A 25533-nucleotide genomic window follows, 5' to 3' on the forward strand; every position below is an offset into this window, starting at 1 on the left:
CCCCCCCCCCCCCCGCCCCTCGCTCGCTGCCCACCTGCCGGAGATCAAGGAGTGCCTACGCAAACCCCCGGATCGCCTTCGCCGAGACCATGACCAAGGCAATTGCGCCGACCGCAACTCCTGGCTGCGGCTGCCTCGAGGGCAACGGCAACCCGGCCCGCGCCGCCTGTGCCCGGAACCTTTCGCACGACGACGGCGAGTCCCGGCTGCTGGTGACCGGCCCCTTCGCCGAATCCCGGTCTCGGCGTCGCGGGCCGCCCCGCCGCCCCGCCGCGGGCCGCTGGAGGAAGCCGCAGGCACCGCCCTGCGCGTGAAGCACGATCAGGCCGATGCGGCCGTACGGGGCCGAGGGCTGGGGCCGAGGGCTGGGAGTGGTGCGTCCGGCAGTCGGTCCACTTCCGCTTACCCCGCGCAAACGTGGAGGGCCGGGGAGTGCGAACGCCGGTGCCGACCTCGCCGACCAGACGGACGGCGGGCTTCGTCCTGGGCGACAGCCACCTCCACGTGGCGACCGCCGTCTCCCACCCGCCCCTCGGGTGAGCGCTGGCGTCACTCAGTGTGAGTGAATCAACCAACCCTTTTGCTCCGTATTTTCACTCGATAGCGGTAATTCGCCCCGCAATCCGACCTCTGGACTTCACTCTCCGCAATCGTTCCATTACTCTCCATTTACTGGCGCTTGAGCGTAGCGATGCCATCGCGTTGCGCTATCACGTCCCGCCGCCCAGTGAAGGAGACGGGAAACATGAGGCTCTACCGGTCCGATCTGTCCGCTTCGATCACGGTCTTCCTGATCGCCGTCCCCCTGTCGCTCGGCCTCGCCCTGGCGACCGGTGCACCTCCCCAGTCCGGCCTGGTCGCCGCGGCCGTCGGCGGCATCGTCGCCGGGGCGCTCGGCGGCGCGCCGCTTCAAGTCAGCGGTGCCGCGACCGGCCTGGTGGTGGTCACCGCCGACCTCGTACAGCGCTACGGCTGGCGCGCCACCTGCGCCATCACCGTGCTGGCCGGCCTGGCCCAACTGCTGCTCGGCACACTCCGCACGGCCAGAGCGGCACTCGCGATCAGTCCCGCCATCGTGCACGGCATGCTCGCCGGCATCGGTACGGTCATCGCCGTCGGCCAGTTGCACGTGGTGCTCGGCGGCAGTCCGCAGAGTTCCGCGCTGGACAATGTCACGGCCCTGCCCGGCCAGTTCGTGGCCAGCCACCCCATCACACCGGTCATCGGCGCCATCACTGCGGGAGTGCTGCTCGGCTGGCCGCGGCTGAGAGGCAGAGTCGGCTGGCTGGGTACGGTCCCGGCGCCGCTCGCGGCCGTCGCGCTGGCCACCGCCGCGAGTGCCGGGCAGTCCATGCCCCGGGTCGACCTGCCCGACTGGAGCGCTCCGGTGCTGCCGGCGCTTCCCGAGGGCCCGGTGCTCGGGGTGGCCGCGGCCGTCCTCACCGTCACCCTGGTCGCGAGCATGGAGTCCCTGCTGTCCGCGGTCGCCGTCGACACCCTGCGGGCCAAGCGTCCCGCGTCGCACGCGCCGCCCGCTGACCTCGACCGGGAACTGCTCGGTCAGGGCGCCGCCAACGTGGCGTCCGGGCTGCTCGGCGGTCTGCCGATCGCCGGCGGTGCGATCCGCGGCTCGGCCAACGTAGAAGCCGGCGCCCGCACCAGAGGCGCCACCATGCTGCACGGCGGGTGGGTGCTGCTGTGCGCCGGGCTCGCCTCCCCGATGCTGGAGTCGATCCCGCTGGCCGCGCTCGCGGCTCTGGTGATGGTGGTCGGGGTGCGCATGGTGAGCTTCGCGCACATCCGGCACGTCCAGCGGCACCGCGAATTCCCGGTGTACGCGGCGACAGTCGGCGCGGTGGTGGTCTTCGGGGTGCTCCAGGGCGTGATCACGGGCATCGCGGTCGCCGTCTTCCTCGCCCTGCGGCGCCTCACCCACACGCGGATCACGGTCATCGAGGAGCCCGGGTGCCACCGGGTACGGGTGACCGGTCAGTTGACGTTCCTGGCGGTGCCCCGGCTGACCCGCGCCTTCGCCCAGGTACCGGACGGGGCGAACGTGGTGGTCGAGCTGGACGGCTCCTTCATCGATCACGCGGCGTACGAGGCGCTGAACACCTGGAGCACGCGGCACCAGTCACGCGGCGGCCGGGCGGTGCTCGGTGACGGCGCCGGACGGACCGTCAGCGAGCCGGTGAGCGCGCACGCCTGCCGCCCCTGGACGCCGTGGCGCAACCACCACTGCACCCGTCCGGCTGCCGCGCCCGTGACCAGCGGCGGACAGTTGCTCGGCGGTCTCAGCGCCTTCCAGCGCAATACGGCTCCGCTGGTCCGCGAGGAACTGGCTCGCCTCGCCCGCGAGGGGCAGAGCCCCGGCCAGCTCTTTCTGACCTGCGCGGACTCCCGGCTGGTCACCAGCATGATCACCTCAAGCGGCCCGGGCGACCTGTTCACCGTTCGCAATGTCGGCAACATGCTGCCGCCACCCGGCTCCGACACCTCCTGCGACTCGGTGGCCGCCGCCGTGGAGTACGCGGTGGAGGTGCTGCGGGTCTCCAGCATCACGGTGTGCGGCCACTCCGGCTGCGGCGCGATGCAGGCGCTGCTCGGTTCCGACCACGAGCCGGGGGCGCAGACCCCGCTGGCCCGGTGGTTGCGGCACGGACGGCCGAGCCTCGCCCGGATGGCCCGGATCGGACGGCTGGGCCGAGGCGAGGTGGCGCTCGCCGATCGCCCGGTCGCCGACGATCTGGAGCGACTCGCCCTGGTCAACGTGATGACGCAACTCGACCATCTGATGGCCCATCCGTGCGTCGCGCGCCGGGTCTCGGAGGGCACGCTGCACCTGCACGGCATGTACTTCCACGTCGCCGAGGCGCAGGCGTACATTCTGGACCGGTCGGCGAGCGTGTTCTCGGCGGTCCGGGCGGACGCCGCGCCCGTCGGTCATCTGAGATACGACTCGGCGGCCGATACTGCCGCCGGCTCGACCGGCGGCTCGACGGGCAGGTCAACGGGGGGGCCGGCGAATTCGCCCCTCAAAGCCTGAACCACCTTTCAGGTAAGCCCTTGTCAGGGTGAGCCAGGACTGGTGAGGTAGTGCGCGGGGCCATCCGGGAGACCTTGACAAGGAGCTGGCGTGAGCAGCAATGAAAGCCTGGCCAACCTACTGAAGGAAGAGCGGCGGTTCGCTCCCCCGGCCGAGCTGGCCGCCGCCGCCAACGTCACCGCGGCGGCCTACGAACAGGCCGGAGCGGACCGCCTCGGTTTCTGGGCGGAGCAGGCCCGCCGTCTCACCTGGGCGACCGAGCCCACGCAGACGCTGGACTGGTCGAATCCGCCGTTCGCCAAGTGGTTCGCGGACGGTGAGCTGAATGTCGCGTACAACTGCGTGGACCGCCATGTCGAGGCGGGGCACGGCGACCGGGTGGCCCTCTACTTCGAGGGCGAGCCGGGCGACAGTCGCGCGATCACGTACGCGGAGCTCAAGGACGAGGTCTCCCGCGCCGCCAACGCCCTGACCGAGCTGGGCGTCCAGGGCGGCGACCGGGTCGCGGTCTACCTGCCGATGATCCCCGAGGCGGTCATCGCGATGCTGGCCTGCGCCAGGATCGGCGCCCCGCACTCCGTGGTCTTCGGCGGCTTCTCCGCCGATGCCGTCGCCTCCCGCATCGAGGACGCCGACGCCAAGCTCGTCATCACCGCCGACGGCGGCTACCGGCGCGGCAAGCCCTCCGCGCTCAAGCCCGCCATCGACGAGGCGGTCTCCCGTACCCCGCAGGTCAAGCACGTCCTGGTGGTCCGTCGCACCGGCCAGGAGGTCGCCTGGACCGAGGGTCGCGACGTGTGGTGGCACGAGATCACCGGCCGCCAGTCCGTCGAGCACACCCCCGAGGCGTTCAACGCCGAGCACCCGCTCTTCATCCTCTACACCTCGGGCACCACCGGTAAGCCCAAGGGGATCCTGCACACCTCCGGTGGCTACCTGACCCAGGCGAGTTACACCCACCACGCCGTCTTCGACCTGAAGCCCGAGTCGGACGTCTACTGGTGCACCGCTGACATCGGCTGGGTGACCGGCCATTCGTACATCGTCTACGGCCCGCTCTCCAACGGCGCCACCCAGGTGCTCTACGAGGGCACGCCGGACACCCCGCACCAGGGCCGGTTCTGGGAGGTCGTCCAGAAGTACGGCGTGACCATCCTCTACACCGCGCCCACCGCGATCCGCACGTTCATGAAGTGGGGCGACGACATCCCGGCCAAGTTCGACCTGAGGAGCCTGCGGGTGCTGGGCAGCGTGGGCGAGCCGATCAACCCCGAGGCGTGGGTGTGGTACCGGGAGAACATCGGTGGCGGCGTTGCCCCGATCGTCGACACCTGGTGGCAGACCGAGACCGGCGCGATGATGATCTCGCCGCTGCCGGGCGTCACCGAGACCAAGCCCGGTTCCGCGCAGCGTGCGCTGCCCGGTATCGCGGCCACCGTCGTGGACGACGAGGCCCGCGAGGTGCCCAACGGCTCCGGCGGTTACCTGGTGCTCACCGAGCCGTGGCCGTCGATGCTGCGCACCATCTGGGGCGACGACGAGCGATACATCGACACGTACTGGTCGCGGTTCGAGGGCCGTTACTTCGCGGGCGACGGCGCCAAGAAGGACGACGACGGCGACATCTGGCTGCTCGGCCGGGTCGACGACGTGATGCTGGTCTCCGGCCACAACATCTCCACCACCGAGGTCGAGTCCGCTCTCGTCTCGCACTCCAAGGTCGCCGAGGCGGCGGTGGTCGGCGCGGCCGACGAGACGACGGGACAGGCCATCGTCGCCTTCGTCATCCTGCGCGGCAGCGCCGAGGACAGCGCCGACCTGGCGGCGACGCTCCGCGACCACGTCGGCAAGGCCCTCGGCCCGATCGCCAAGCCCAAGCGGATTCTGGTGGTCTCGGAGCTGCCCAAGACCCGTTCCGGCAAGATCATGCGCCGCCTTCTGCGTGACGTCGCGGAGAACCGCACGCTGGGCGATGTCACCACCCTCACCGACTCGTCCGTCATGGACCTGATCCAGAACAAGTTGCCGGCCGCACCCAGCGAGGACTGACCCCCCCCCCAGGGAGGCCACGTCCCGAGACCTCCCGGAAGCCAACCGGGTAAGGGGCGCTCACGATGTGGTGGGCGCCCCTTACCCGTTCGGGCCAACCTGACGGCACGTCGGTTCGGAACCGCCGTCGGACTCATGGTCGCGCGGGGCTGGGCGGCCCCACGAACAGGACCAGCCCGCCCACCACCTGGGGGCGGCCCAGATCCTCGAACGCACGTTGGCGGAAGACCGCAGGCTCGCCCAACTGGCCGGGGAGGGCGACGAAGCCGAGGAACCGTAAGGCATGATCGGGGTGACCAATTTGACCACGGTGACCGATTCGGAGGGCGCGATGAGCCCAGAGCACAACGGTGACGGGCGCAGTCTGGGGCAGCTCTTCGCTTCCGCCACGGCCGAGATGTCCGCCCTGGTGCACGACGAGATCGCCCTCGCCAAGGCCGAGCTGCGGCAGGACGCCAAGCGGGCCGGGTTCGGCAGCGCCGCGATCGTCGGCGCCCTCGCCGTGATGCTGTTCGCGATGCCGATGCTCAGCATGGCCGCCGCGTACGGCATCCGCGCCCTCGGCCTCACCCTCGGCTGGTCGTTCCTCGTCGTGGGCGCCGCGTACGTGATGATCGCCCTTGTCCTCGGCCTGTTCGCGTACGGCCGGTTCAGGAAGGTCAAGAAGCCGGAGCGCTCCATCGCCTCGGCCAGGAAGAGCGCCGCCGTCCTGCAGAAGGCCAAACCGCACCCCCGTCCGCTGGAGGCGCAGTCGCGTGCCCTGGAGCCCGCCGAGGCCGGGTCCTCGGCCCCGGGAACGGCGGTCAAGGCCAAGGTGTGACACGCTCTTGGGCATGAACATCCCCTCCGGGTCGCACCATCGCGCCGGCAAAGGCGCGTCCGTCGCGCGGCTCGAAGGCCCTTGGACACACCGGGACGTGGCCGCCAACGGCGCCCGCTTCCACATCGCCGAGATGGGCGACGGCCCGCTGGTGCTGTTCCTGCACGGCTTCCCGCAGTTCTGGTGGACCTGGCGGCACCAGTTGCCGGCGCTGGCCGAGGCCGGTTTCCGGGCGGTGGCGATGGACCTGCGCGGGGTCGGCGGCAGCGACCGTACGCCGCGCGGCTACGACCCGGGCAACCTCGCTCTCGACGTCACCGGGGTGATCCGCTCGCTCGGTGAACCGGACGCCGCGCTCGTCGGCCATGACCTGGGCGGATATCTCGCGTGGACGGCGGCGGCGATGCGGCCCAAGCTGGTCCGGCGGCTCGCGGTCAGCTCGATGCCGCACCCGCGCCGCTGGCGTACGGCGATGCTCACCGATCTGCGGCAGAGCAGGTCGGGAGCGTACATCTGGGGATTCCAGCGGCCGTGGCTGCCGGAACGTCAACTCGTCGCGGACGACGCGGCGCTGGTCGGGCATCTGATCCAGGAGTGGTACGGACCCCGGCGGCCGGACGACGAGACGGTGGCCTGCTACCGGCACGCGATGCAGATTCCGTCCACGGCGCACTGCGCGATCGAGCCGTACCGGTGGATGGTGCGGTCGCTGGCGCGGCCGGACGGCATCCAGTTCAACCGGCGGATGAAGCGGCCGGTGCGCGTACCGACCCTCCAGATGCACGGCTCGCTCGACCCGGCGATCCGCACCCGCAGTGTCGCCGGCAGCGGGGAGTACGTCGAAGCGCCCTACCGCTGGCGGCTCTTCGACGGTCTCGGGCACTTTCCCCATGAGGAGGACCCGGCGGCGTTCTCGGCCGAGCTGATCAACTGGCTGCAGGACCCGGAGCCGGACCGCTGAGCGGCGCTACGGTCGTATGATCCCCAAATTGCCGGGCGCATAGGCCAACAGGACGACCATACGGCGATTACCGACCAAGAGGGGCGGGCAGTTAGCTCGGTATGGGTTGGACGCACGACTACCGTGTCGTATCACGCAATCGCCGCAACACCTCCGCCGCCGCGAACCGCTCGGCGCCGCAGGCCGTGCTCCCCGCGGAGGACAGCCGCCTCGGAATTCCCCGCATCCTCGGGCGCCGGGCCCGCTGGATGAGCGCGCGGCTGCGGCACACCAGGGACTGAGCGCGGCGCGGGCGCCCTCGGTCACGGGCGCCCGCCAAGCACCACGCAGGCGCTTCCCAGCGGCACGCGGGCGCTCTCCACGCCATACGTATGCGGGCACGGTCGGCGGGAACGGGCGCAGGCGGCTGGTCACAGGGCGCAGCCCTGGCTGTCCACCGGCTGCCCCGCGGTGGTGCCGGCCGACGCGTCCGCGCTCACCTCGGCGGCGGTCAGCGCGTACCCCGTGTTCGCGTCGTCCAGCGACTTCGCGAAGACGACCCCCGCGACCCGGCCGTCCGGGGTGAGCAGCGGACCGCCTGAGTTGCCCTGGCGCACGGTCGCGTACAGCGAGTACACGTCGCGGTCGACGGTGCCGCGGTGGTAAATGTCCGGGCCGTTGGCCTCGATACGGTCCCGGATGCGGGCGGCCCGTACGTCGAAGGCGCCGTTCTCCGGGAAGCCGGCCACGATCGCGTCCTCCCTGGAGTGCACCTCCCCGGTGACGAAGTGCAGCCCGGGCGCGTCGAGGTCCGGAACGTCCAGGACCGCGATGTCGCGCTGCCAGTCGTAGAGCACCACGCGGGCGTCGTACAGCCTGCCCTTGCCGCCGATCTGCACGGTCGGCTCGGAGACCCCGCCGACGACGTGCGCGTTGGTCATCACACGGTGTCTGGCGAACACGAAACCCGAGCCCTCCAGGACCTTTCCGCAGGACGGCGCGGTGCCGACCACCTTCACGATGCTTCGGCGGGCGCTGGTGACCACCCCGCTGCGGACCAGGGCGGGGTCGGGCGGGGGCACGGAGGTGATCGGCTCGGAACCGAAGGTGCCGAAGACCTGCGGCAGGCCGTTCTGCGCGAGGGTGGAGCTGAAGTCGTCGAACCACGTGCCGGCCTGCGACGGCACCACGCGTTCCACCCCGAGCAGCACCTTCGAGGACCGCACCTCGCGGCCTATCGTCGGCAGCGTCGTGGTCGCCAGCGCGCTGCCGATCAGCCACGCCACCAGCAGCATCGCCACCACATTGACCAGCGCGCCACCGCTCGCGTCCAGCGCCCGCGCCGGTGACCAGGTGATCCGGGTGCGCAACTTGTTGCCCAGATGGGTGGTGAACGCCTGCCCCACCGACGCGGACACGATCACGATCACCACCGCGCTCACCACCGCCACCGAACCCGGCGTGGCGCCGCCGGTCGCCTCGTCCCAGATCAGCGGCAGCAGATGGATCGCGGCGAGCCCGCCACCGAGAAACCCGGTCACCGACATGACCCCGACGACGAAACCCTGCCGGTAGCCGACCACGGCGAACCAGACAGCGGCGAGGATGAGCAGAAAGTCCAGCGCGTTCACGTGGACCACCGTCTCACGAGCGCCCGAACGAGCGGGACGGTACGGGTCCGGGTCCGCCGTCGAGTGCGGGTGGCGAGGGGTTCCTACGATCCCAGGTCCGCCGTCGGCACGGGTGATCGGCTGCGACCGGCCGGCCCCGGCTCGTCGGCCGCCGCTAGCCGAGCAGGACCGTGCGGTCGTGGTCCCAGGGGCGTTCCCACCCCGCGTAGTGCAGGATTTTGTCGATCAGGCCCGCGGTGAAGCCCCAGACGAGCGCGCCCTGGACCTGGAAGGCGGGGCTGCGGTAGCCGCTGGGGTGGGTGAGCGTCGCACGGTTGGCCGGGTCGGTGAGATCGGTCACCGGGACGCGGAAGACGCGGGCGGTCTCGGCCGGGTCGACCACGGCGACCGGACTCGGGGCGCGCCACCAGCCCAGTACCGGGGTGACCACGAAATCGCTCACCGGGATGTAGAGCCGCGGCAGCACGCCGAAGACCTGCACGCCCGCCGGATCGAGGCCGGTCTCCTCCTCGGCCTCGCGCAGCGCGGCCCGCAGCGGCCCGTCGCCGTCCGGGTCGCCGTCCTCCGGATCCAGCGTGCCGCCGGGGAAGGAGGGCTGGCCCGCGTGCGACCGCAGGCTCGCGGCGCGCTCGATGAGCAGCAGGTCGGGCCCGCGGTGGCCGTGCCCGAACAGGATCAGCACCGCCGACTGCCGACCCCGGCCGTCCGGCGGCAGGAAATAGCTGAGCTGCTCCGGCCGTACCCCGTCCGCCAGATCGACCACCGGATCGAGCCACGCCGGAACCCCGTCAGCGGTGACCTCGATCCCGGAGGTGCCTGGCCCCGGCGCCTCCCTCGGCACCCCGCCCCGCGCCTGCGTCATGAGGCCGCCAGCGGCGGCGCAGGCTGCCCCGGGTAGTCCGGCGGCGGCTTCAACCGCTGGCCGGGGAAACCCCCCTTCTCATATTTGAGCAGCTTCTTTGCCTTCTCCGGGTCCATCTCGCCCTCGCCGACCGAGGGGCACAGGTGCGCGATGGGGCAGACACCGCAGGCGGGCTTGCGCGCGTGGCACATCCGGCGGCCGTGGAAGATGACGCGGTGCGACAACATCGTCCAGTCCGACTTCGGGAAGAGCCTGGCGACGTCCTGCTCGACCTTCTCCGGGTCGTCCGAGGTGGTCCAGCCGAAGCGGCGGGCGAGGCGGCCGAAGTGTGTGTCGACGGTGAGGCCGGGGACACCGTAGGCGTTGCCCAGCACGACGTTGGCGGTCTTCCGGCCGACGCCGGGCAGTTTGACCAGGTCCTCGACTCGGCGCGGCACCTCGCCGCCGAAGTCGTCACGCAGCGCCGCGGACAGGCCCAGCACCGCCTTGGCCTTGGCCCGGAAGAAGCCGGTCGGCCGGAGTATCTCCTCCAGGTCCTCCGGTTTCGCGGCGGCCATGTCCTCGGGGGTCGGGTACTTCGCGAAGAGCCCCGGCGTCGTCTGGTTCACCCGCAGGTCGGTGGTCTGCGCGGAGAGCACGGTGGCGACCAGCAGCTGGAAGGGGTTCTCGAAGTCCAGCTCGGGGTGGGCATACGGATACACCTCGGCGAGCTCCCGGTTGATCCGGCGGGCACGCCGCACCAGGCCCACCGGAGGAGTCTGTTCGCTCATAGCGGAATTCGGCTTGGCGGCCACCCGTTCGACCGTCCTGGCCGCCCGATTCCTCTGCACGCTCGGCGTATCTGACACCCGGCCAGCGTAAGCCTCGGATACGACATCCGCCGTCGGGCGGGGAGATCCGGCGCGCAATCGGACCCCCGGAGCACGATCGCGGGCCCGCATAAGACATCCTTGTGATTGATCGCACTGTTTGAGACGTCATGCATCATGGGGAAAACCCGGCGATGTCGACAAGGAGAGAGCTCGTGGACGACGTTCTGCGCCGTGCCCCGCTTTTCGCGGCGCTCGACGACGAGCAGGCCGCTGAACTGCGCGCCTCCATGACGGAGGTCACGCTCGCGCGTGGCGATTCGCTGTTCCACGAGGGCGACCCCGGGGACCGGCTGTACGTCGTCACCGAAGGCAAGGTCAAGCTGCACCGCACCTCGCCCGACGGCCGGGAGAACATGCTGGCCGTGGTCGGCCCCGGCGAGCTCATCGGCGAGCTGTCACTCTTCGACCCGGGACCGCGTACCGCCACCGCCACCGCGCTGACCGAGCTCAAACTGCTGGGCCTCGGCCACGGCGATCTCCAGCCCTGGCTGAACGTACGGCCGGAGGTCTCCACCGCCCTGCTGCGCGCCGTCGCGCGCCGCCTGCGCCGGACCAACGATGTCATGTCCGACCTGGTCTTCTCCGATGTGCCCGGCCGCGTCGCCAAGGCCCTGCTCGACCTCTCCCGCCGCTTCGGCGTCCAGTCGGAAGAGGGAATCCACGTCGTCCACGACCTCACCCAGGAAGAGCTCGCCCAGCTCGTCGGTGCCTCCCGCGAGACAGTCAACAAGGCCCTCGCCGACTTCGCCGGCCGCGGCTGGCTCCGCCTGGAGGCCCGCGCGGTGATCCTGCTGGACGTGGAGCGGCTCGCGAAGCGAAGCCGCTGACGCGTCGCGTACGGACGACGGCGCCGCCGCCGTGTCGGGCGCGGCCTTCCGGCGCCGAACGTGCCCCCGGACCACAGGCCCCCTGCTTTCCGCGGGGGCCTTGCTCGTACCGCTCGTGGAGACGCATGAGCTGCGGGCTTCATGGAGCCGCGCGGCCCCCGTTCACCAGGCGAGTTGGGCGATCTCGTCCGCCACGGCAGCGCACGCCGGGCTGGACGGATCGATCAGCGGGAAGTGTCCCGTCGCCGGCAGCCACGCCGCGGTCGGCTCCTCGCCCGCCGCTGCCGCCGCACGGACGAAGGCCGCGCTGACCTGCGGCGGAACCACATTGTCAGTGGTGCCGTGCACGATGGTTGTGGCGATACCGGTGGGGATAAGCGCCGCTGGATCGGCGTGGGGAATGCGGGCTGTGAGGTGGTCGGGGCCGCCGAGCAGGTCGAGCACCGCGTCGGAGCAGACGCGCAGCCGGATCGCCGAGGTGAAGTCGGCGATCGGGGCGAGGGCCACGACACCGCGCAACGGAGGGGGTGACGGGCGGTGCCAGGGGGATTCGGGGGGCAGCACATGGCGTGCGGCGGCCCACAGGGCGAGGTGGCCGCCCGCGCTGTGCCCGCTGAGTACGGTGCGGCGCGGGTCCACGGTGTCCGCGCCGAGGGCCCGCACGGCCAGTGCGGGCAGGGCGTCGAGGGCCACCGCCACGTCGTCGAAGGTGTCGGGCCAGCGCCCGGCCGGAGGAGGGCCCGAGGGGGACGGCTCAGCGGTCTGCCGAGCGGCCGAAGCGTTCGCCGCGGTCTCGGGCGCCCATTCCGCTCGGCCGGCCGGCTGGGCCTGCTCGGCGTCCTGAGGAGCGCCGCCGCGGCGGTACTCCACGGACGCCACCGCGAAGCCGTGCGCGGCGAGGTGTGCGGCAAGCGGCGAGACGTGGGTGCGGTCGAAGGCGGCTCGCCAGGCTCCGCCGTGGAAGAGGGCCACGAGCGGTGCGGGGCGGCCGGGGATCACCGGGCGCCGGGGCCGGTAGAAGTCCACGACCTGGTCGGGGTGGGGCCCGTACGCCGCGGTGGCGTCCGGCGGCACCGGAGCGTGGGCGAACGCCGCGGCCTCCTCGGCCGCCGCCCGGTGATCCGGGGTCGCGGTACCCGGTGTGACACCGGGTGCGGCCTCAGTTCCGGGCGGGGACGTACGGGGGTCGGCGGCGGTCATCGGTCACGCGGTCCCTTCGGATATGCCGGTTGGGCCGGTCACGGCTGCTGCGTCGGCACCGGTCGCGCCGGTCCCGTCAGTGCCACCGGTGACGGCCAGCACGCCGGCCAGCACCCGCGCGGCGCGCAACGCATCGGCGTACCGGGTGTACAGCGGCGTGAAACCGAACCTCAGCACGTCCGGCCTGCGGAAGTCGCCCACGACACCCCGCGCGGTCAGCTCGCGCATCACCTCGGCCGCGCCGGCGCAGCGCAGCGACACCTGGCTGCCGCGTTCCGCGTGCGCGCCCGGCGTCACGCACTCCACCCGCCCGGTGGGCACCAGCGCGGCGACGCACTCCAGGAAGAAGTCGGTCAGCCCGAGGCTCTTGTCGCGCACGTCACCGATCTCCACGCCGTCCCAGACATCGAGCGCCGCGTCCAGGGCGAGCAGCGAAAGGATCTCCGGTGTGCCGACCCGCCCGCGCGCCGCGCCCTCCGCGGGCACGTAGCCGGCCGCCATGCCGAACGGGTCGGCGTGCGAATTCCACCCGGGCAGCGGCGAGTCGAACCTCGGCTGGAGTTCCCGCCGTACGTAGAGGTACGCGGGCGCGCCCGGCCCGCCGTTGAGGTACTTGTACGTGCAGCCGACCGCAAGGTCCACGCCGCCCGCGTCCAGGGCGACGGGCAGCGCACCCGCGCTGTGGCACAGGTCCCAGACGGCGAGCGCGCCGGCCCCGTGCAGGGCGGCGGTGATCCCGGGCAGGTCGTACAGGCGCCCGGTGCGGTAGTCGACATGGTTCACCAACGCCACGGCGGTGCGGTCCCCGGCCGCGGCCGTCATCCCGTCCACGGGAACCGCCCGCAGGGTGCGCCCGGTCAGCCGCGCCGCGGACCGCGCGATGTAGCCGTCGGTCGGGAAGGTCGCCGCGTCCACCAGGATCTCGGTGCGCTCCACCGGCGCCATCCGCACTGCGGCGACCAGCGCCTTGAAGACGTTGACGCTGGTGGAGTCGCCGACCACGACCTGTCCCGGCGCGGCGCCGACCAGCGGGGCGATCCGGTCGCCGATCCTCTCCGGCGCCGTCCACCAGCCGCTCTCCTCCCAGGAGCGGATGCGCAGCTCACCCCACTCCCGGGTGACCACGTCGGTCAGTCGCGGCAGCACGCCGGTGGGCAGCACGCCCAGCGAGTTGCCGTCCAGGTACACCGAGGCGTCGTCCAGCGCGAACCGGTCCCGGACGGCGCCCAGCGGGTCGGCATCGTCCAGCGCGGCGGCCCGCGCGGCGAGCCCGGAGCCGGCGGCGTGACCGTCCCGGGACATCTTCGGCTCAGACATGGCTGCGGACCGTCCACAGCTCGGGGAAGACGTTCTTGGCGGCGCGCTTCTCCAGCCAGGCCACCCCCGCGGAGCCGCCGGTACCGGCCTTCGCGCCCATCGCGCGCCGGGTCGCCACCAGGTGGTCGTTGCGCCAGCGCCATACGAGTTCGGCGACGTCGGTGAGCACCTCGCCGAGCTGGATCAGCTCGGAGTCCTGGTCGTCGTCCGCGTAGACGCGCTGCCAGGCGGCCTCGACCTCGGGATGCGGCTCGTACTTGAGCGACGGGTCGCGGTCGAGCACGGCGGCCGGGATGGGGTAGCCGCGGCGGGCCAGCAGCCGCAGTGCCTCGTCGTACAGGCTCGGTTCGGTCAGCGCCTTCTCCAGTTCGGCGTGAGCGCCGGGGCAGCCCTTGTGCGGTACGAGCATGGACGCGGACTTATCCCCGAGCAGGAACTCCAGACGCCGGTACATCGCGGACTGGAAGCCCGAGCCCTCGCCGAGGGCGGAGCGGTAGGCGTTGAACTGCGCGGGAGTGAGGTGGGCGACCGGTTTCCAGGAGTCGTTGAGCGACTCCAGTTCCGGAAGGCTGCGCCGCAGTGCGGCCATCGCCCTGGGCAGGTCGTCGTGGCGGAGCGCCGATGTCGCAGTGGTCCATTCGTGGACGAGCAGGGTGAACCACAACTCCATGACCTGTGTGGTGACCAGGAAGGCCAGTTCGCCCGGGTCGTCGGAGAGCGGGTGCTGCAGATGGGTGAGGACGGACGCCTGCACGTAGTCCTCGTAGGGAGTCGTGCCGTCGAACGAGAGGTTCGGGGTCGCCGCCTCGTCGGTCGGGTGGTCGGACATGGGCTTACCTCCAGAGTACGGCCCAGGATCACCGGGCCTGCCGAGATCATCTGTTGCGCGGGCCGATCCGGCAAGGCCCGGCGGCCGGGGCACCGGCCCTGCGATCTCGGCCACGTTCCGGAGGTCGGGAGGTGGGGCGAGGCAGTCCTCTTCCGGGCCGCGCACCCCGCGCCGCCGCCCGAGAACGGCGGCGCGGAGCAGCCCTCGGCGACGGCAGGTGACCGGGTGACCGGGTCGGCCGGGGCCGGGACGGAGGTCAGGTCAGGTCAGGTCAGATCGATTAGGTCAGGTCAGGGTGTCGGCGGCGGTCGGCGAGCTGTCCCGCAGGAAGGTGGTGCAGCGCTCGTACTCGTCCTGCTCACCGATGGCCTGCGCGGCCCGGGCGAGGGCGTGCAGGGCACGCAGGAAACCGCGGTTCGGCTCGTGCTCGAACGGCACCGGGCCGTGGCCACGCCAGCCCGCGCGACGCAGCGCGTCCAGGCCGCGGTGGTAGCCGGTGCGGGCGTAGGCGTACGACTCCACGACGCGGCCGCCCTCGAAGGCATCGTCGGACAACTGCGCCCACGCCAGCGAGGAGGCCGGGTACTTCGCGGCGACCTCGGCGGGCGCCGCGCCGGAGGCGAGCAGTTCGCGCGGTTCGGGGTCGTCGGGCAGGTGGGTCGGGGCGGGACCCCCGAGTAGATTCTCGTGAATGGCCATGGGCCCCAGTCTGCCCGAGCGGCACGCGTGGGGCCCCCGGCAGATGCCAGGGGCCCCGTTTTCCTACGCCTGATTGACGCTTTGGTCGTGCTTTGACACGTCTGCCGCCCGCGCGCCCGTACCGACGTGGTGCGGAGCACGTGCACCAGCGCACCGCCGCACAACGACGACCGTGTACCGCGTTACCGCTTACTTGCGCTTGTTGCCCGCCGACCGCAGGTTCTCCGCGGCGACGACGACGCGCGCGGCCATGCCGGACTCGGCGGCCCTGCCCCACACGCGCGGGTCGTAGGTCTTCTTGTTGCCGACCTCACCGTCGACCTTCAGCACGCCGTCGTAGTTGCGGAACATGTGGTCCGCGACCGGTCGGGTGAAGGCGTACTGCAGGTCGGTGTCGATGTTCATCTTGACGACGCCGTGCTCCAGCGCCTCGTTGATCTCCTCCAGGGAGGAGCCGGAGCCGCCGTGGAAGACGAAGTCGAACGGGCTGGGCTGCCCGTACTTCTTCGCGACCGCCTCCTGGAGCTCCTTGAGGATGCTGGGGCGCAGCACCACATTGCCCGGCTTGTAGACGCCGTGGACGTTGCCGAAGGAGGCGGCCAGCAGGTAGCGGCCGTTCTCACCGAGGCCGACCGCCTCGACCGTGCGGAATGCGTCTTCGACGGTGGTGTAGAGGGAGTCGTTGATCTCGTGGGAGACGCCGTCCTCCTCGCCACCGGTCGGGGTGATCTCCATCTCCAGGATGATCTTCGCCTTGACGGCCTCGGCCAGCAGCTCCTTGGCGATGGCGAGGTTCTCGTCCAGGGTCTCCGCGGAGCCGTCCCACATGTGGGACTGGAAGAGCGGGTTGCGGCCGGCGCTCACGCGCTCCTGCGAGACCTTCAGCAGCGGACGGACATACGCGTCCAGCTTGTCCTTGGGACAGTGGTCGGTGTGCAGTGCGACGGTGATCGGGTACTTGTCGGCGACGACGTGCGCGAACTCGGCGAGCGCGACCGCGCCCGTCACCATGTCCTTCTTGTACTGGCCGCCAAGGAACTCCGCGCCACCGGTGGAGATCTGGATGATGCCGTCGCTCTCCGCCTCGGCGAGGCCGCACAGCGCGGCGTGCAGAGTCTGCGAAGAGGTGACGTTGATGGCCGGGTAGGCGAACTTGCCTGCCTTCGCCCGGTCGAGCATCTCGTTATAGATCTCGGGGGTTGCGATGGGCATCGTGTCCGCTCCTCATGACTCTGCGGGTGGTCGTGCTGGTGGGGGCGACGTCATCGTCGCCCTCATCTTCCCAGACTCGAACGAATACACCACCTCGGCCAGCGGCAGATCTGCGACGGACCCCGCGATGTTTCACGTGAAACATCGCGGGGTCCGAAAAAACGCAGGTCAGGAGTGTGGCGGTCGACGGTCGCGGTTACCGCGAGGTCAGTCCGGAGCGGCTTCCGTCAGTCCAGACCGAGGTCCGCGAGCGAGTACGCGGCGAAATACGGCAGACCCGCCTCGGCGATCTTCCGCGCCGCGCCCCGGTCCACGATCACCGCGACGGCCGCGACCTCGCCACCCGCTTCCCGAACCGCCTCCACCGCGGTCAGCGGCGAACCGCCCGTGGTCGAGGTGTCCTCCACCACCAGCACCCGGCGGCCCTTGACCTCGGTGCCCTCGATACGGCGCTGCAACCCGTGCGTCTTGGTCGCCTTGCGGACCACGAACGCGTCCAGGCGGCGCCCGCGGGCCGCGGCGGCGTGCAGCATCGAGGCGGCCACCGGGTCGGCGCCCAGCGTCAGCCCGCCGACCGCGTCGAAGTCCAGGTCAGCGGTGAGGTCGAGCATCACCTGCCCGGCGAGCGGCGCGGCCTCCCCGTCCAGCGTGATCCGGCGCAGGTCGATGTAGAACTCGGCCTCAAGCCCCGACGAGAGGGTGACCTTGCCGTGCACGACGGCCTTCTCCTTGATGTGCCGCAGCAGGGCAGCGCGTACGTCCTCGCTCATACGCACGAGGTTAACCGTTCGCCTCGGCCGGCCCGGCGGGCGGGCGCGTCAAGGACCTGGGCCTCAGCCGATCCGCTGCCAGGACCAGAGCGTGCTGATCTCCAGCGGGTCGATCGGGGTGACCAGACGGGGCAGGGTGTTGAGGCCGTTGGGGGGGCCGGACTGCGGCTCGGCACACACCGCCTCGCGCTGCTCGGTGTAGACCACGATCCACTCGGCGGGGCTGCTGACCCGAAGCCGCAGCTCGCCCGGCCAGGTCAGGGTGACGTCCACGCCGTCCGGCATCCCGAAGCAGTCGTCCCAGGGGCCGGGCCTGGGATCGATACGGTTGCCGTTCGGCAGATGGTTCTCGCCGCGTTCCTCCTGCCAGGCGGCGCGGAAGGAGAGCTCGACGTCCTGACCGCCCTGGCCGAGGTTGCGCAGCCACCACGGGTGCCAGCCGGCCTGCGCGGGGAACGAGTCGCCGGTCGCCTCCACGCCGAGGGTCAGCCTCAGGGAGTGCGGGGCGAGTTCGACGGTGTGCGTCACCCGTCCGGGATACGGCCAGGGGTCCGCGAGGTCGTAGTAGTACGCGGCGGTGGTCTCGGTCGCCGGGGCCGCCTCGTGCCAGACGGAGTGGCGGCCCGTGCCGTGGATCGCGTGCGGCGCGGCGTCGACGGGGAGTTGGTGGGTCACGCCGCCGTTGCGGAACACGCCGTTCTCGGTGCGCCCGCACCAGGGCACCATGATGAAGGCGCCGTATGCGTCGCCCTGACGCAGGAGTTCGGTCCCGCCGACCTTCAGCGAGGCGATCCGGCAGCCCTGGTCGGGCCGCAAGGTCAGTTCGGCGTCGCCCGCCGTCAGCTTCGTCGCGTTCTCCACATCTCGAGCGTAGCCGCCCTCACCTGCGACGTCGCAGAACGCGGCCGACGACCACGGCCGACGCGACCAGCGCCGCCGCAGCGGGAGCCGCCCAGCGCACGGCCGCCGCCGCGGTGCCGGAGTCCGGGGGCGGAACCGGGGCGTACCGGCCGCGCGGCGGGGCGTGGTCCACTTCCTCCGCACTGCGGCCGATCATCGTACGGCGGGCGTGGGCGGCCTCCGCGGGCGGCACGAGGTCGTCCAGGGCGGCGGCGCTCTCCGGGACCTCCACCTCGACCTCGACGAGTTCGAAGTCCTCCAGGTCGGCGCCGGCGGGGTCACCCAGGTCGTCCACGACGTCCGGCTCCTCGCCCGTCACGGGTTCGTCCTCCGGCGCGGCTTCCGCCACGGGTCCCGCTTCCGCCCCCGGCGGGGCGGGCGCCGCCGGGGGTTCGGGCACTTCGGGGGCGTTCTCCGCGAGCTGGGCGGAGAAGCGGTCCAGCAGACGGCGTACGGCCGCTTCGACGACCGCGTCCTCGTACGACGCCAGCCGGCCGTCCACGTCCGCCATGCCCCGCCAGGTCAGCGTCGTCCCGGGTTCGGGGACGACGGCCGGGGCCAGCTCCACCTCGGCGGTCACCTTCACCGCGCCGGTCCCCCGCACTTCCGTCCCCTCGGCGGTGACCGTGAACGCGGGGCCGTCACCCGCCACCACCACGGTGCCGCGGTACGTGATCGTCGAACCGCCCACCCGCAGGCGCAGGCGCCCCCGCGGTTCGCCGGCCGTCTCCGCGTCGGGCTGCCACCCGGGAAGGCTGGCGGCCACGACGGAGGGCGTGCTCAGCGCGGCCGCCACGCGCGGGGCGGGGACAGGGAGGAAGGACTCGTGCTCCATGCGGCGGAGCCTACCCAGGAGTGTCCGGATCGACGGTTTGCGCGCCCTGGTTTTTTTGTCCTCGCGCCCTGTCGTCCACGAGCGCCGGACGGGCACGGCTCCGGGAGACCGCCGGGACGCTCGTCCGCCCCTCGAACACGGCGGTCCGGGCGGTGGAAGATAGGGGTGAGAGCCGGAGGCGGTTGACATGGGTGTCTACACCGAGCGGGTCGTCCCGAGGATCATCGACGTCGCCTGCGGAATGAAAGAAGCCGCGAAGCTGCGGCGCCGGGTGTGTGACGGGCTGGCGGGCACGGTCCTGGAGATCGGGTTCGGGTCCGGGCTGAATGTGCCCTTCTATTCGGCGGCGGTGACGCGGGTGGACGCGGTGGAACCGTCCGACATCGGGTGGAAGCTGGCCGCGAAACGGCTCGAGGGAACGTCCGTCACCGTGCGGCGCGCGGGTCTTGACGGGCAGTCCCTGCCGTTCGCGGACCACACGTACGACGCGGCCCTCTCGACCTGGACGCTGTGTACGATCCCGGACCCGGCCGCCGCGCTGCGCGAGGTCCGGCGGGTGCTCAAGCCCGGCGGGACACTCCACTTCGTCGAACACGGGCTGGCCCCGCCCGAGGACGAACGGGTCCGCCGCTGGCAGCGGCGGCTGGAACCCGTGCAGAGGCGGCTGCTCGCCGGATGCCACCTCACCCGGTCCGCCCCCGACATGCTGCGCGAGGCGGGCTTCATCGTCACCGAACTCGATGTCTTCTACGAGAAGGGCGCCCCGAAGGTGATGGGGGCCGACTCCCTCGGCAAGGCGGTGGCTCCCTGAGACCTGGCCCGGCGGACCCTGACCGCTGAAACGGAACGAAACGGAACCGGTGGACCCGCGGCGGCGTCCCTGGACCGACCCCGGGACCCCGGGGTCCCGCCCCCGTCCCTGCCCTCGCCCCGCGTGCCGGCTAGATCGCGCCACCGTTGACGTAGAGCACCTGTCCGTTGACCCAGCGGCCTGGTCCGGCCAGGAAAGCGACGAGCTCGGCGATGTCCTCGGGGGTGCCGAGCCGTTCCAGCGGGGTGGCCTGGGCGAGGCGGTCAATGGTGGCCTGGTCCTTGCCGTCGAGGAACAAGGGGGTCGCGGTGGGGCCGGGGGCCACCGCGTTGACGGTGATGTCCCGGCCGCGCAGTTCCCTGGCGAGGATGAGGGTGAGGGCGTCGACGGCGCCCTTCGTGGCCGCGTAGGCGGTGTACGTGGGCAGAGCGATCCTGGTGACGCTGGTGGAGAAGTTGATCAGCGCGCCGCCCGAGCGCAGTCGGCGGGCGGCCTGCTGGTCCACGACGAACGTGCCGCGCACATTGGTGCGGTGCATGCGGTCGAAGTCGGCGAAGTCCAGGTCGTCCAGGGGCGCGAGCAGCATGATTCCGGCGGTGTGCACCACGACGTCGATACCGCCGTACGCCTCCTCCGCGCGGTCGAACAACGCGCCGACCTCGGCCTCGTCCGCGACATCGGCCTGCACCGCGATCGCGGCGCCCCCGGCGGCGGTGACCGCCCGCACGGCTTCCTCGGCCCGCGCTGGGTTGCCCGCGTAACCGATGACGACGTTCATGCCCTGCGCAGCCAGCCGCTCCACGACCGTCCGCCCGATTCCCCCGGACCCCCCGGTGACGACGGCGACCCGGGGCTCGGCCGAGGTGCCGCCCGGAGCGACGGCGCTTCCCACGGTGCTGTTCTGTGCGGTGGTCATGATGGAGTCCCTCACTGCGAAATCGTTCGAATGGTTCTGATCGTTCGAATGGATGGTGGAAGCGGGCCGCCCAGCCCGCGCGCAGGTCAGGCTGCGGCCGGACCGGTCCGCACCCGCAGCAGTTCGCCGAAGCCCATCCGGGTCAGGAAGCCGTCCTGCGCCCGCTGGGCCACGGCGTTGACGTCGGCGACCGCCGCCTCGGTGAAGTCCACGACGGTCCGCCCGGGACGCGTGCCGTACGGCAGGGCCACGATCCGGGTGATCTCGTCCGCGACGGCCATCGGATCGGCGTCCACGCCCGGGGTGAACAGTGCGCTCGTCGCCGCCTCGTTCCGTGCCATCAGCGGTTGCAGGGCCGCGTAGGCGCGGGTGACCGTCTGGTCGGCGGGGCGAGTGGCGTTGGGGAAGTGTTCGGTGCCGGAGGTGAAGGGGCCGGGCATGACGATGGTGGACTCGATGCCGAACCGCCCGACCTCGTACGCGGTGGTGAGCGCCAGCGCGTCGAAAGCGGACTTCGATGCGACGTACGGCGCGAGGAACGGCGGCATGACGACGCTGGTGGTGCTGCCGACGTACACCAGCAGCCCGTCCCCACGCTCCCGCATGTGCGGCAGCGCCGCGCGGTTCACCCGCTGCGTGCCCAGCACGTTGACGTCGAAGAGCCGGGCCATCTCCTCCGCGCTGAACGCCTCCGCGAATCCGACCATCAGGTGACCGGCGTTGTGCACGACCACGTCCAGCCGGCCGGCGTCGGCGACCACCGTACGTACCGCCCGGTCCGCCGACTCCTGCGAGAGGACGTCCAGTTCGACCACGCGCAGGTCCCCGCCGTCGCGTGCCGCGGCGTCGAGCGCGTTCTCGGCGAGCGCGGCGTTACGACCTTCGGGGTCGCGCATGCTGGCGAAGACGGTGTGCCCGGCGGCGGCGAGCGCGCCGGCGGTGAGGCGGCCGATGCCGGTGGCGGCACCGGTGACCAGGACGACAGCGGACATGAATGACTCCTAGGTGCAGCGGATCACGGAAGACCGCCGCGATTTAATGAACGGTGAGTCCATATAAGCACACACGTGGACGCCGCGTCCATATATGCTGGGTCGCGTGACCTCCTCACCCACCGAACCCACCGAACCCACCGATTCCGCGCGCCGCGGCCGTGGCCGCAGGCCCGCCGACGAGGTACGCCGCGACATCCTTCAGGCGGCGGGAAACCTCCTGCTCACCGAGGGCATGGCCGCCTTCACCATCGAGCGCGTCGCCCAGACCGCCGGTGCGAGCAAGACCACGATCTACAAGTGGTGGCCGTCCAAGGGCGCGCTGGCCCTCGACGGCTACTTCGTTGCTGTCGAGCAGACCCTTGCCTTCCCCGACACCGGGGACATCACGGCGGACCTGACCTCGCAACTGCGGGCCTTCGTCCGCCTGATGACGCGGACGCCCGCCGGCCGGCTGCTGGCCGAGCTGATCGGCCAGGCGCAGACCGACCCCGACCTGGCCGCCGCCTTCAGCGAGCACTACTCGCTGGCCCGCCGCCGACTGGCCGTCGAGGCCGTCGAAAGGGCCCAGGAACGCGGCCAGATCCGCCGCGAGGTCGACCCCCGCACCGTCGTCGACCAGCTCTGGGGTGCCTGCTACAACCGCCTCCTCGTGCCGGACGAACCGCTCACCGACGCCTTCGCGATCGCCCTGGTCGACAACCTCATGAACGGACTGCGCGCCCGCCAGGACGTCCGGGAGCGGGCACTCGGCGGGCGCGCAGCGGACTCAGGGGCGGTGGAGGGGGCTCAGGGTTGGCGGACCGCGTAGGTGAGGTACGCGAACTGATGCGACCGCTCGACATCGGTGAGCCTCAGCCGCGACGAGGTGAGCCGCCGCGGCATCAGCGGGGCACCCGTCCCGAGCGTCACCGGCGCCACCCCGAGCACGATCTCGTCCAGCAGCCCATGGTCGGCGAACGCGCCCGCGAGTTCGCCGCCGCCCACGACCCAGATCGTCCGGTCTCCCGCGACCGCCGCCATCTCGTCGTGCACGGTCCGCACATCACCACGCACGAACCTGATGTCCGCTCCGGGCACCGTCGGCAGCTCCCGGTGGGTGAACACCCAGCACGGCGTGGCCCCGTACCACTCCTGCCATTTCTCCGGCTCATCGCTGACCCGCTCGTGCTCCAGCACCCACTCGTACGTGGTCGCCCCCATCACGAACGCGCCGACCTCCGCGAAGAAGGCCTCGAACCGATCACCCCCTCCCTCCACCTCGAAGAGCCAGTCGAGCGAGTTCCGCTCGTCCGCGATGAAGCCGTCCGCGCTCGTCGCCGTGTAATACGTCGTCTTGGCCATCACCGCACGCTACCGAGAGCCGCCGACAGCCGGCCCGGGACCCTGACCCCGGCAGCCGACAGAGGCTTGATCACCCACCGTACTCGATGATGACACACAGTGTTTCTCCAGGTTCGCGGGCCGCCGAAACAGACGGATTCGGCGAGCGCATGCGAAAGCGGGCCGCCGGCGGGAGGGGAAGGCCGGCGGCCCGCGATGAGGCGGCAAGGGTCAGCGGTTGGCGGCGCCGTTGCCGGAGAGCACCGGGATGTTGTCGACGATGTGCGACAGCGGCTCGTCGTGCTTGATCTGGCTGCTGCCCTCGCTGCACTGCTGGTTCTGCGGCGAGGCCAGCACGTTGACGTCCTGCACGTTGATCGGAGTGGCGCCGAGAAGGGGGCCCACGTTCGCCTTGACCGGCAGGCCGACACAGGGCTTGTTCAGGCTGCCCTGGACCAGACCGAGCTCCGGGCTCTGAACCCCGCTGGTGACCGTGTTGCCGTACGCCTGCGTGGCGCCGTTGCCGTTCACCGTGGTGGTGCCGTCGTCGTTGCCGATGGCCATGGCGGGGGAGGCGGTGGCGCCGACCGCGACGACCGAGACGACGAGGGCAGCACCGGCGAGCATCTTCTTGATCATGGTTGTCCTTTTTTGGTGCTCAATGCACGATTCTGGAAGGTCTGGAGCGATCTGATCAACCGCTCGCGAGGGGTTTGGTTCCGGCCTTTCACCCCGACGGGTGATCATGGGCACATCCACCGCGGGCAGGCCGGCACACGGGTCAGCCGCCGAGCGGGAGGCCGCCGAGCAGCGAGAACAGCGGCATGCCGCCGAGCAGGGAAGGCGCGGCGCCGTTGGCCGCGCCCGTCGCCTGTCCCAGCAGGGCGCCGGCCCCGTTCCCTTGCTGGAGGCGCCCGGCGCTCCGGGTGGCCGAATCCAGCGCGGAGCCGACCTCGGTCTCGTCCACCGCCCTCTGCAGCGGCTGCTCGCTCAGTACCCGGTCGACGCCGCCGTTGATGCTGGTCGGCATCGCGGTCATGCTGCTGTCGGCAAAGGCGGGTGCGCTCACGCCGGCCGCCATCACGGAGCCGGCCATGACCGCCGCAACCTTCGAATACTTCACTTGCCACCCTTTCAGTAGGACGCCGAAGTCTTACGGCATGGACAACGACCACGAACAACAACGGAAACGACGAATTAACGGTGATCCACGCAATCACCCAAAAGAGGAAGAACGGGAGGTGCATTTCTCGTACAAATTCCTACCGAATACGCACCGCGGCCGCCCCGCCATGGCTCCTGCGGCGGTACAGCATCGTCCCGCCGAGCAGCAGCGCGGCGCTGGTGGCGCCCGCCGCTGCGATCTGCAGGCCGTGGACGCCCGTCTCGGCGAGTTCCGGCTCGGCGGCCGGGCCCGGGGCCGCTACCTGGGCGGCGATCGGCGCCTCCGGTGTTCGGCCGTCGGTGCGCGGCCCGGTCGGCGGCCGGCCGCCGCCGTCCGACGGGGTGTACGGCGTGCCGCGCGGCGGCGACTGCGGCGTGGTCGCCGACGACCCCGCGCCGACGTTCGCGCACGAATTCCCCATCGCGGGGTTCAGCACCCCGACCGCGTCCGCGGAGTTCCCGCACACATTCACCGGGGCGCGCACGGGAATGTCCACGGAATTCCCGGACAGCACTCCGGAAGAACCCTCGGCGGCGTTCTGCCCGCCCGGCTCCGCAGCCGAGCGCGCGCCCGTACCGGCGCCGGCCCCCGGAGACTGCGACGAACTCCCCGCGTCCTGCGCCCGGGATCCGTTGGAACAGGTGTTGCCGATGGCCGCGTTGCCCGCCGCGGCGACGTCCACCGTATTGCCGCAGACGTTCACCGGGGCGTCGACCGGTGCCTGGACGCTGTTGCCGGACAGCGCGCCCGCCGAGCCGGCGGCGCCGCCGCGGGCGTCGGAATCGGCGCTCGCATGGCCTCCGGTCGCGGCGAGGATGCTGCTCGCGGCAGCGACGGTGAGCACACTCCAGCTCAGGATCTGTCGCATCGACTACTTTCTCTCCGCTCGGGATTGACCCACGGCACGCGGCCGTTCCGCGTGCCGGCTGCGACGCACCGCCCCGGGCGCGGCCTCCGCGCTCCGGGGCGGTGCCTGACCGGGACCACGGGGCCCGTCAGGCCGACGTCAGTTACCGGTGCTGGCAGTGACGCACGTGCCGCCGAACGCCGGGTTCAGCAGGCCGACCAGGTCGATGGTGTTGTTGCACAGGTTGATCGGCACATCGACCGGGACCTCGACGACGTTGCCGGAGACCACGCCCGGCGAGTGGACAGCGGCACCCCGGGCGCTGGAGTCGGCGAAAGCGGGGGCGGCGGCGCCCATCGCGAGAACCGTTCCGGCAGCGACGGCCGCGACCTTCGAGTACTTCACGGTAGAACTCCCTTTCCTGAGCGGCGCCTGGCACCGCCACGACCCTCGTGCCGGCCGGCCACGTATTCCCGTGTCCGTGCACACCGCTACCGACCGGGCTAACGACCTCCGATCACGGGAGGCAACTCCCCAGCCCGGTCCGCCGGTCACTATCCACTCGAATGGACGGTGAAATAAGGGGGCGGTAAATGGCAGCGGGCGCGGGAATTCCGCAGAAAAACAGCGGCGGCCCCGGCCTGCCGACAGCGGTGCGTCGGCAGGCCGG

26 protein-coding genes are annotated in these 25533 nt (G+C 71.5%); 8 read left to right on the forward strand and 18 right to left on the reverse strand.

What is annotated here, in order from left to right:
* Nucleotides 1-691: 691 nt before the first annotated feature.
* The 5 genes from VIW71_RS16695 (at nucleotide 692) to VIW71_RS16715 (ending at nucleotide 7157) form a co-directional block, all read left to right on the forward strand.
* Nucleotides 692-3046, forward strand: coding sequence for a bifunctional SulP family inorganic anion transporter/carbonic anhydrase (locus VIW71_RS16695; RefSeq protein WP_414720757.1), 2355 nt, complete (start codon nucleotides 692-694; stop codon nucleotides 3044-3046).
* 90 nt (nucleotides 3047-3136) lie between these two features.
* Entirely contained in the window at nucleotides 3137-5095 is a 1959-nt protein-coding gene (gene acs / locus VIW71_RS16700; RefSeq protein ID WP_331623096.1) for an acetate--CoA ligase, read from the forward strand.
* 331 nt (nucleotides 5096-5426) lie between these two features.
* Nucleotides 5427-5915, forward strand: coding sequence for a phage holin family protein (locus VIW71_RS16705; protein WP_331623120.1), 489 nt, complete (start codon nucleotides 5427-5429; stop codon nucleotides 5913-5915).
* A 13-nt stretch (nucleotides 5916-5928) separates the two neighbouring features.
* Nucleotides 5929-6876 carry an alpha/beta fold hydrolase gene (locus VIW71_RS16710; protein ID WP_331623097.1) on the forward strand — a complete coding sequence of 316 codons (948 nt, stop codon included), beginning with the start codon at nucleotides 5929-5931 and terminating at the stop codon, nucleotides 6874-6876.
* Nucleotides 6877-6977: 101 nt separating this feature from the next.
* On the forward strand, nucleotides 6978-7157 hold the full coding sequence (locus VIW71_RS16715; protein WP_331623098.1) for a hypothetical protein: 180 nt from the start codon (nucleotides 6978-6980) through the stop codon (nucleotides 7155-7157).
* 129 nt (nucleotides 7158-7286) lie between these two features.
* On the opposite strand, the gene VIW71_RS16720 is transcribed toward VIW71_RS16715, so the two are convergent.
* From VIW71_RS16720 to nth, 3 genes are all read right to left on the reverse strand, one after another.
* Nucleotides 7287-8486, reverse strand: coding sequence for a MarP family serine protease (locus tag VIW71_RS16720; RefSeq protein ID WP_331623099.1), 1200 nt, complete (start codon nucleotides 8484-8486; stop codon nucleotides 7287-7289).
* Nucleotides 8487-8640: 154 nt separating this feature from the next.
* Entirely contained in the window at nucleotides 8641-9348 is a 708-nt protein-coding gene (locus VIW71_RS16725; RefSeq protein WP_331623100.1) for an NUDIX hydrolase, read from the reverse strand.
* The gene (nth, locus tag VIW71_RS16730) at nucleotides 9345-10142 is read right to left on the reverse strand and encodes an endonuclease III (protein WP_414720758.1); all 798 of its coding nucleotides are present in this window, start codon (nucleotides 10140-10142) and stop codon (nucleotides 9345-9347) included. Before nth ends, VIW71_RS16725 begins: the two co-directional genes overlap by 4 nt.
* Nucleotides 10143-10372: 230 nt before the next feature.
* Here nth and VIW71_RS16735 point away from each other — a divergent pair, with 230 nt between their 5' ends.
* Nucleotides 10373-11047, forward strand: a complete 675-nt coding sequence (locus VIW71_RS16735; protein WP_033174884.1) for a Crp/Fnr family transcriptional regulator — start codon at nucleotides 10373-10375, stop codon at nucleotides 11045-11047.
* A gap of 162 nt (nucleotides 11048-11209) precedes the next feature.
* On the opposite strand, the gene VIW71_RS16740 is transcribed toward VIW71_RS16735, so the two are convergent.
* The 8 genes from VIW71_RS16740 to VIW71_RS16775 all read right to left on the reverse strand — a co-directional run bounded on the left by VIW71_RS16740 (nucleotide 11210) and on the right by VIW71_RS16775 (nucleotide 18809).
* Nucleotides 11210-12247 (reverse strand): alpha/beta hydrolase, encoded by a 1038-nt coding sequence (locus VIW71_RS16740; protein WP_331623103.1) that lies wholly within the window; start codon nucleotides 12245-12247, stop codon nucleotides 11210-11212.
* A 3-nt stretch (nucleotides 12248-12250) separates the two neighbouring features.
* Nucleotides 12251-13564, reverse strand: a complete 1314-nt coding sequence (gene kynU / locus VIW71_RS16745; RefSeq protein ID WP_331623104.1) for a kynureninase — start codon at nucleotides 13562-13564, stop codon at nucleotides 12251-12253.
* On the reverse strand, nucleotides 13557-14393 hold the full coding sequence (locus VIW71_RS16750; protein WP_331623105.1) for a tryptophan 2,3-dioxygenase family protein: 837 nt from the start codon (nucleotides 14391-14393) through the stop codon (nucleotides 13557-13559). Before VIW71_RS16750 ends, kynU begins: the two co-directional genes overlap by 8 nt.
* A 285-nt stretch (nucleotides 14394-14678) precedes the next feature.
* Entirely contained in the window at nucleotides 14679-15092 is a 414-nt protein-coding gene (locus tag VIW71_RS16755; protein WP_331623106.1) for a DUF3151 domain-containing protein, read from the reverse strand.
* 189 nt (nucleotides 15093-15281) lie between these two features.
* Nucleotides 15282-16304, reverse strand: coding sequence for a class II fructose-bisphosphate aldolase (gene fbaA, locus VIW71_RS16760; RefSeq protein WP_331623107.1), 1023 nt, complete (start codon nucleotides 16302-16304; stop codon nucleotides 15282-15284).
* Between the two features lie 227 nt (nucleotides 16305-16531).
* Entirely contained in the window at nucleotides 16532-17074 is a 543-nt protein-coding gene (gene pyrE / locus VIW71_RS16765) for an orotate phosphoribosyltransferase (RefSeq protein WP_331623108.1), read from the reverse strand.
* A gap of 63 nt (nucleotides 17075-17137) precedes the next feature.
* Complete coding sequence (locus VIW71_RS16770; RefSeq protein WP_331623109.1) at nucleotides 17138-17935, reverse strand: aldose 1-epimerase; 798 nt, start codon at nucleotides 17933-17935, stop codon at nucleotides 17138-17140.
* Nucleotides 17936-17954: 19 nt separating this feature from the next.
* Nucleotides 17955-18809 carry a CoxG family protein gene (locus VIW71_RS16775; protein ID WP_331623110.1) on the reverse strand — a complete coding sequence of 285 codons (855 nt, stop codon included), beginning with the start codon at nucleotides 18807-18809 and terminating at the stop codon, nucleotides 17955-17957.
* 187 nt (nucleotides 18810-18996) lie between these two features.
* On the opposite strand from VIW71_RS16775, the gene VIW71_RS16780 reads away from it, so the two are divergent.
* A complete protein-coding gene (locus tag VIW71_RS16780) occupies nucleotides 18997-19620 on the forward strand; it encodes a class I SAM-dependent methyltransferase (protein WP_331623111.1) in 624 nt (207 codons plus the stop codon).
* Between the two features lie 130 nt (nucleotides 19621-19750).
* On the opposite strand, the gene VIW71_RS16785 is transcribed toward VIW71_RS16780, so the two are convergent.
* Nucleotides 19751-20536 carry an SDR family oxidoreductase gene (locus VIW71_RS16785; RefSeq protein WP_331623112.1) on the reverse strand — a complete coding sequence of 262 codons (786 nt, stop codon included), beginning with the start codon at nucleotides 20534-20536 and terminating at the stop codon, nucleotides 19751-19753.
* Nucleotides 20537-20622: 86 nt separating this feature from the next.
* Nucleotides 20623-21528 (reverse strand): SDR family NAD(P)-dependent oxidoreductase, encoded by a 906-nt coding sequence (locus VIW71_RS16790; protein ID WP_331623113.1) that lies wholly within the window; start codon nucleotides 21526-21528, stop codon nucleotides 20623-20625.
* A gap of 106 nt (nucleotides 21529-21634) precedes the next feature.
* Between VIW71_RS16790 and VIW71_RS16795 the strand changes: the two genes are divergently transcribed.
* The gene (locus VIW71_RS16795; protein WP_331623114.1) at nucleotides 21635-22339 is read left to right on the forward strand and encodes a TetR/AcrR family transcriptional regulator; all 705 of its coding nucleotides are present in this window, start codon (nucleotides 21635-21637) and stop codon (nucleotides 22337-22339) included.
* Here the strand turns inward: VIW71_RS16795 and VIW71_RS16800 are convergent.
* The 5 genes from VIW71_RS16800 to VIW71_RS16820 all read right to left on the reverse strand — a co-directional run bounded on the left by VIW71_RS16800 (nucleotide 22318) and on the right by VIW71_RS16820 (nucleotide 25268).
* The gene (locus VIW71_RS16800) at nucleotides 22318-22872 is read right to left on the reverse strand and encodes a dihydrofolate reductase family protein (RefSeq protein ID WP_331623115.1); all 555 of its coding nucleotides are present in this window, start codon (nucleotides 22870-22872) and stop codon (nucleotides 22318-22320) included. The two genes, VIW71_RS16795 and VIW71_RS16800, sit on opposite strands and share 22 nt — an antisense overlap.
* Before the next feature lie 210 nt (nucleotides 22873-23082).
* The gene (locus VIW71_RS16805) at nucleotides 23083-23490 is read right to left on the reverse strand and encodes a rodlin (RefSeq protein WP_331623116.1); all 408 of its coding nucleotides are present in this window, start codon (nucleotides 23488-23490) and stop codon (nucleotides 23083-23085) included.
* Between the two features lie 142 nt (nucleotides 23491-23632).
* Complete coding sequence (locus VIW71_RS16810; RefSeq protein ID WP_331623117.1) at nucleotides 23633-23947, reverse strand: hypothetical protein; 315 nt, start codon at nucleotides 23945-23947, stop codon at nucleotides 23633-23635.
* A gap of 166 nt (nucleotides 23948-24113) precedes the next feature.
* Nucleotides 24114-24884, reverse strand: a complete 771-nt coding sequence (locus VIW71_RS16815) for a chaplin (protein ID WP_331623118.1) — start codon at nucleotides 24882-24884, stop codon at nucleotides 24114-24116.
* A 138-nt stretch (nucleotides 24885-25022) separates the two neighbouring features.
* Nucleotides 25023-25268 carry a chaplin gene (locus VIW71_RS16820; protein ID WP_331623119.1) on the reverse strand — a complete coding sequence of 82 codons (246 nt, stop codon included), beginning with the start codon at nucleotides 25266-25268 and terminating at the stop codon, nucleotides 25023-25025.
* Between the last annotated feature and the right edge of the window lie 265 nt (nucleotides 25269-25533).

It is taken from the genome of Streptomyces sp., assembly GCF_036524955.1.
Taxonomy (GTDB): Bacteria; Actinomycetota; Actinomycetes; order Streptomycetales; family Streptomycetaceae; genus Actinacidiphila.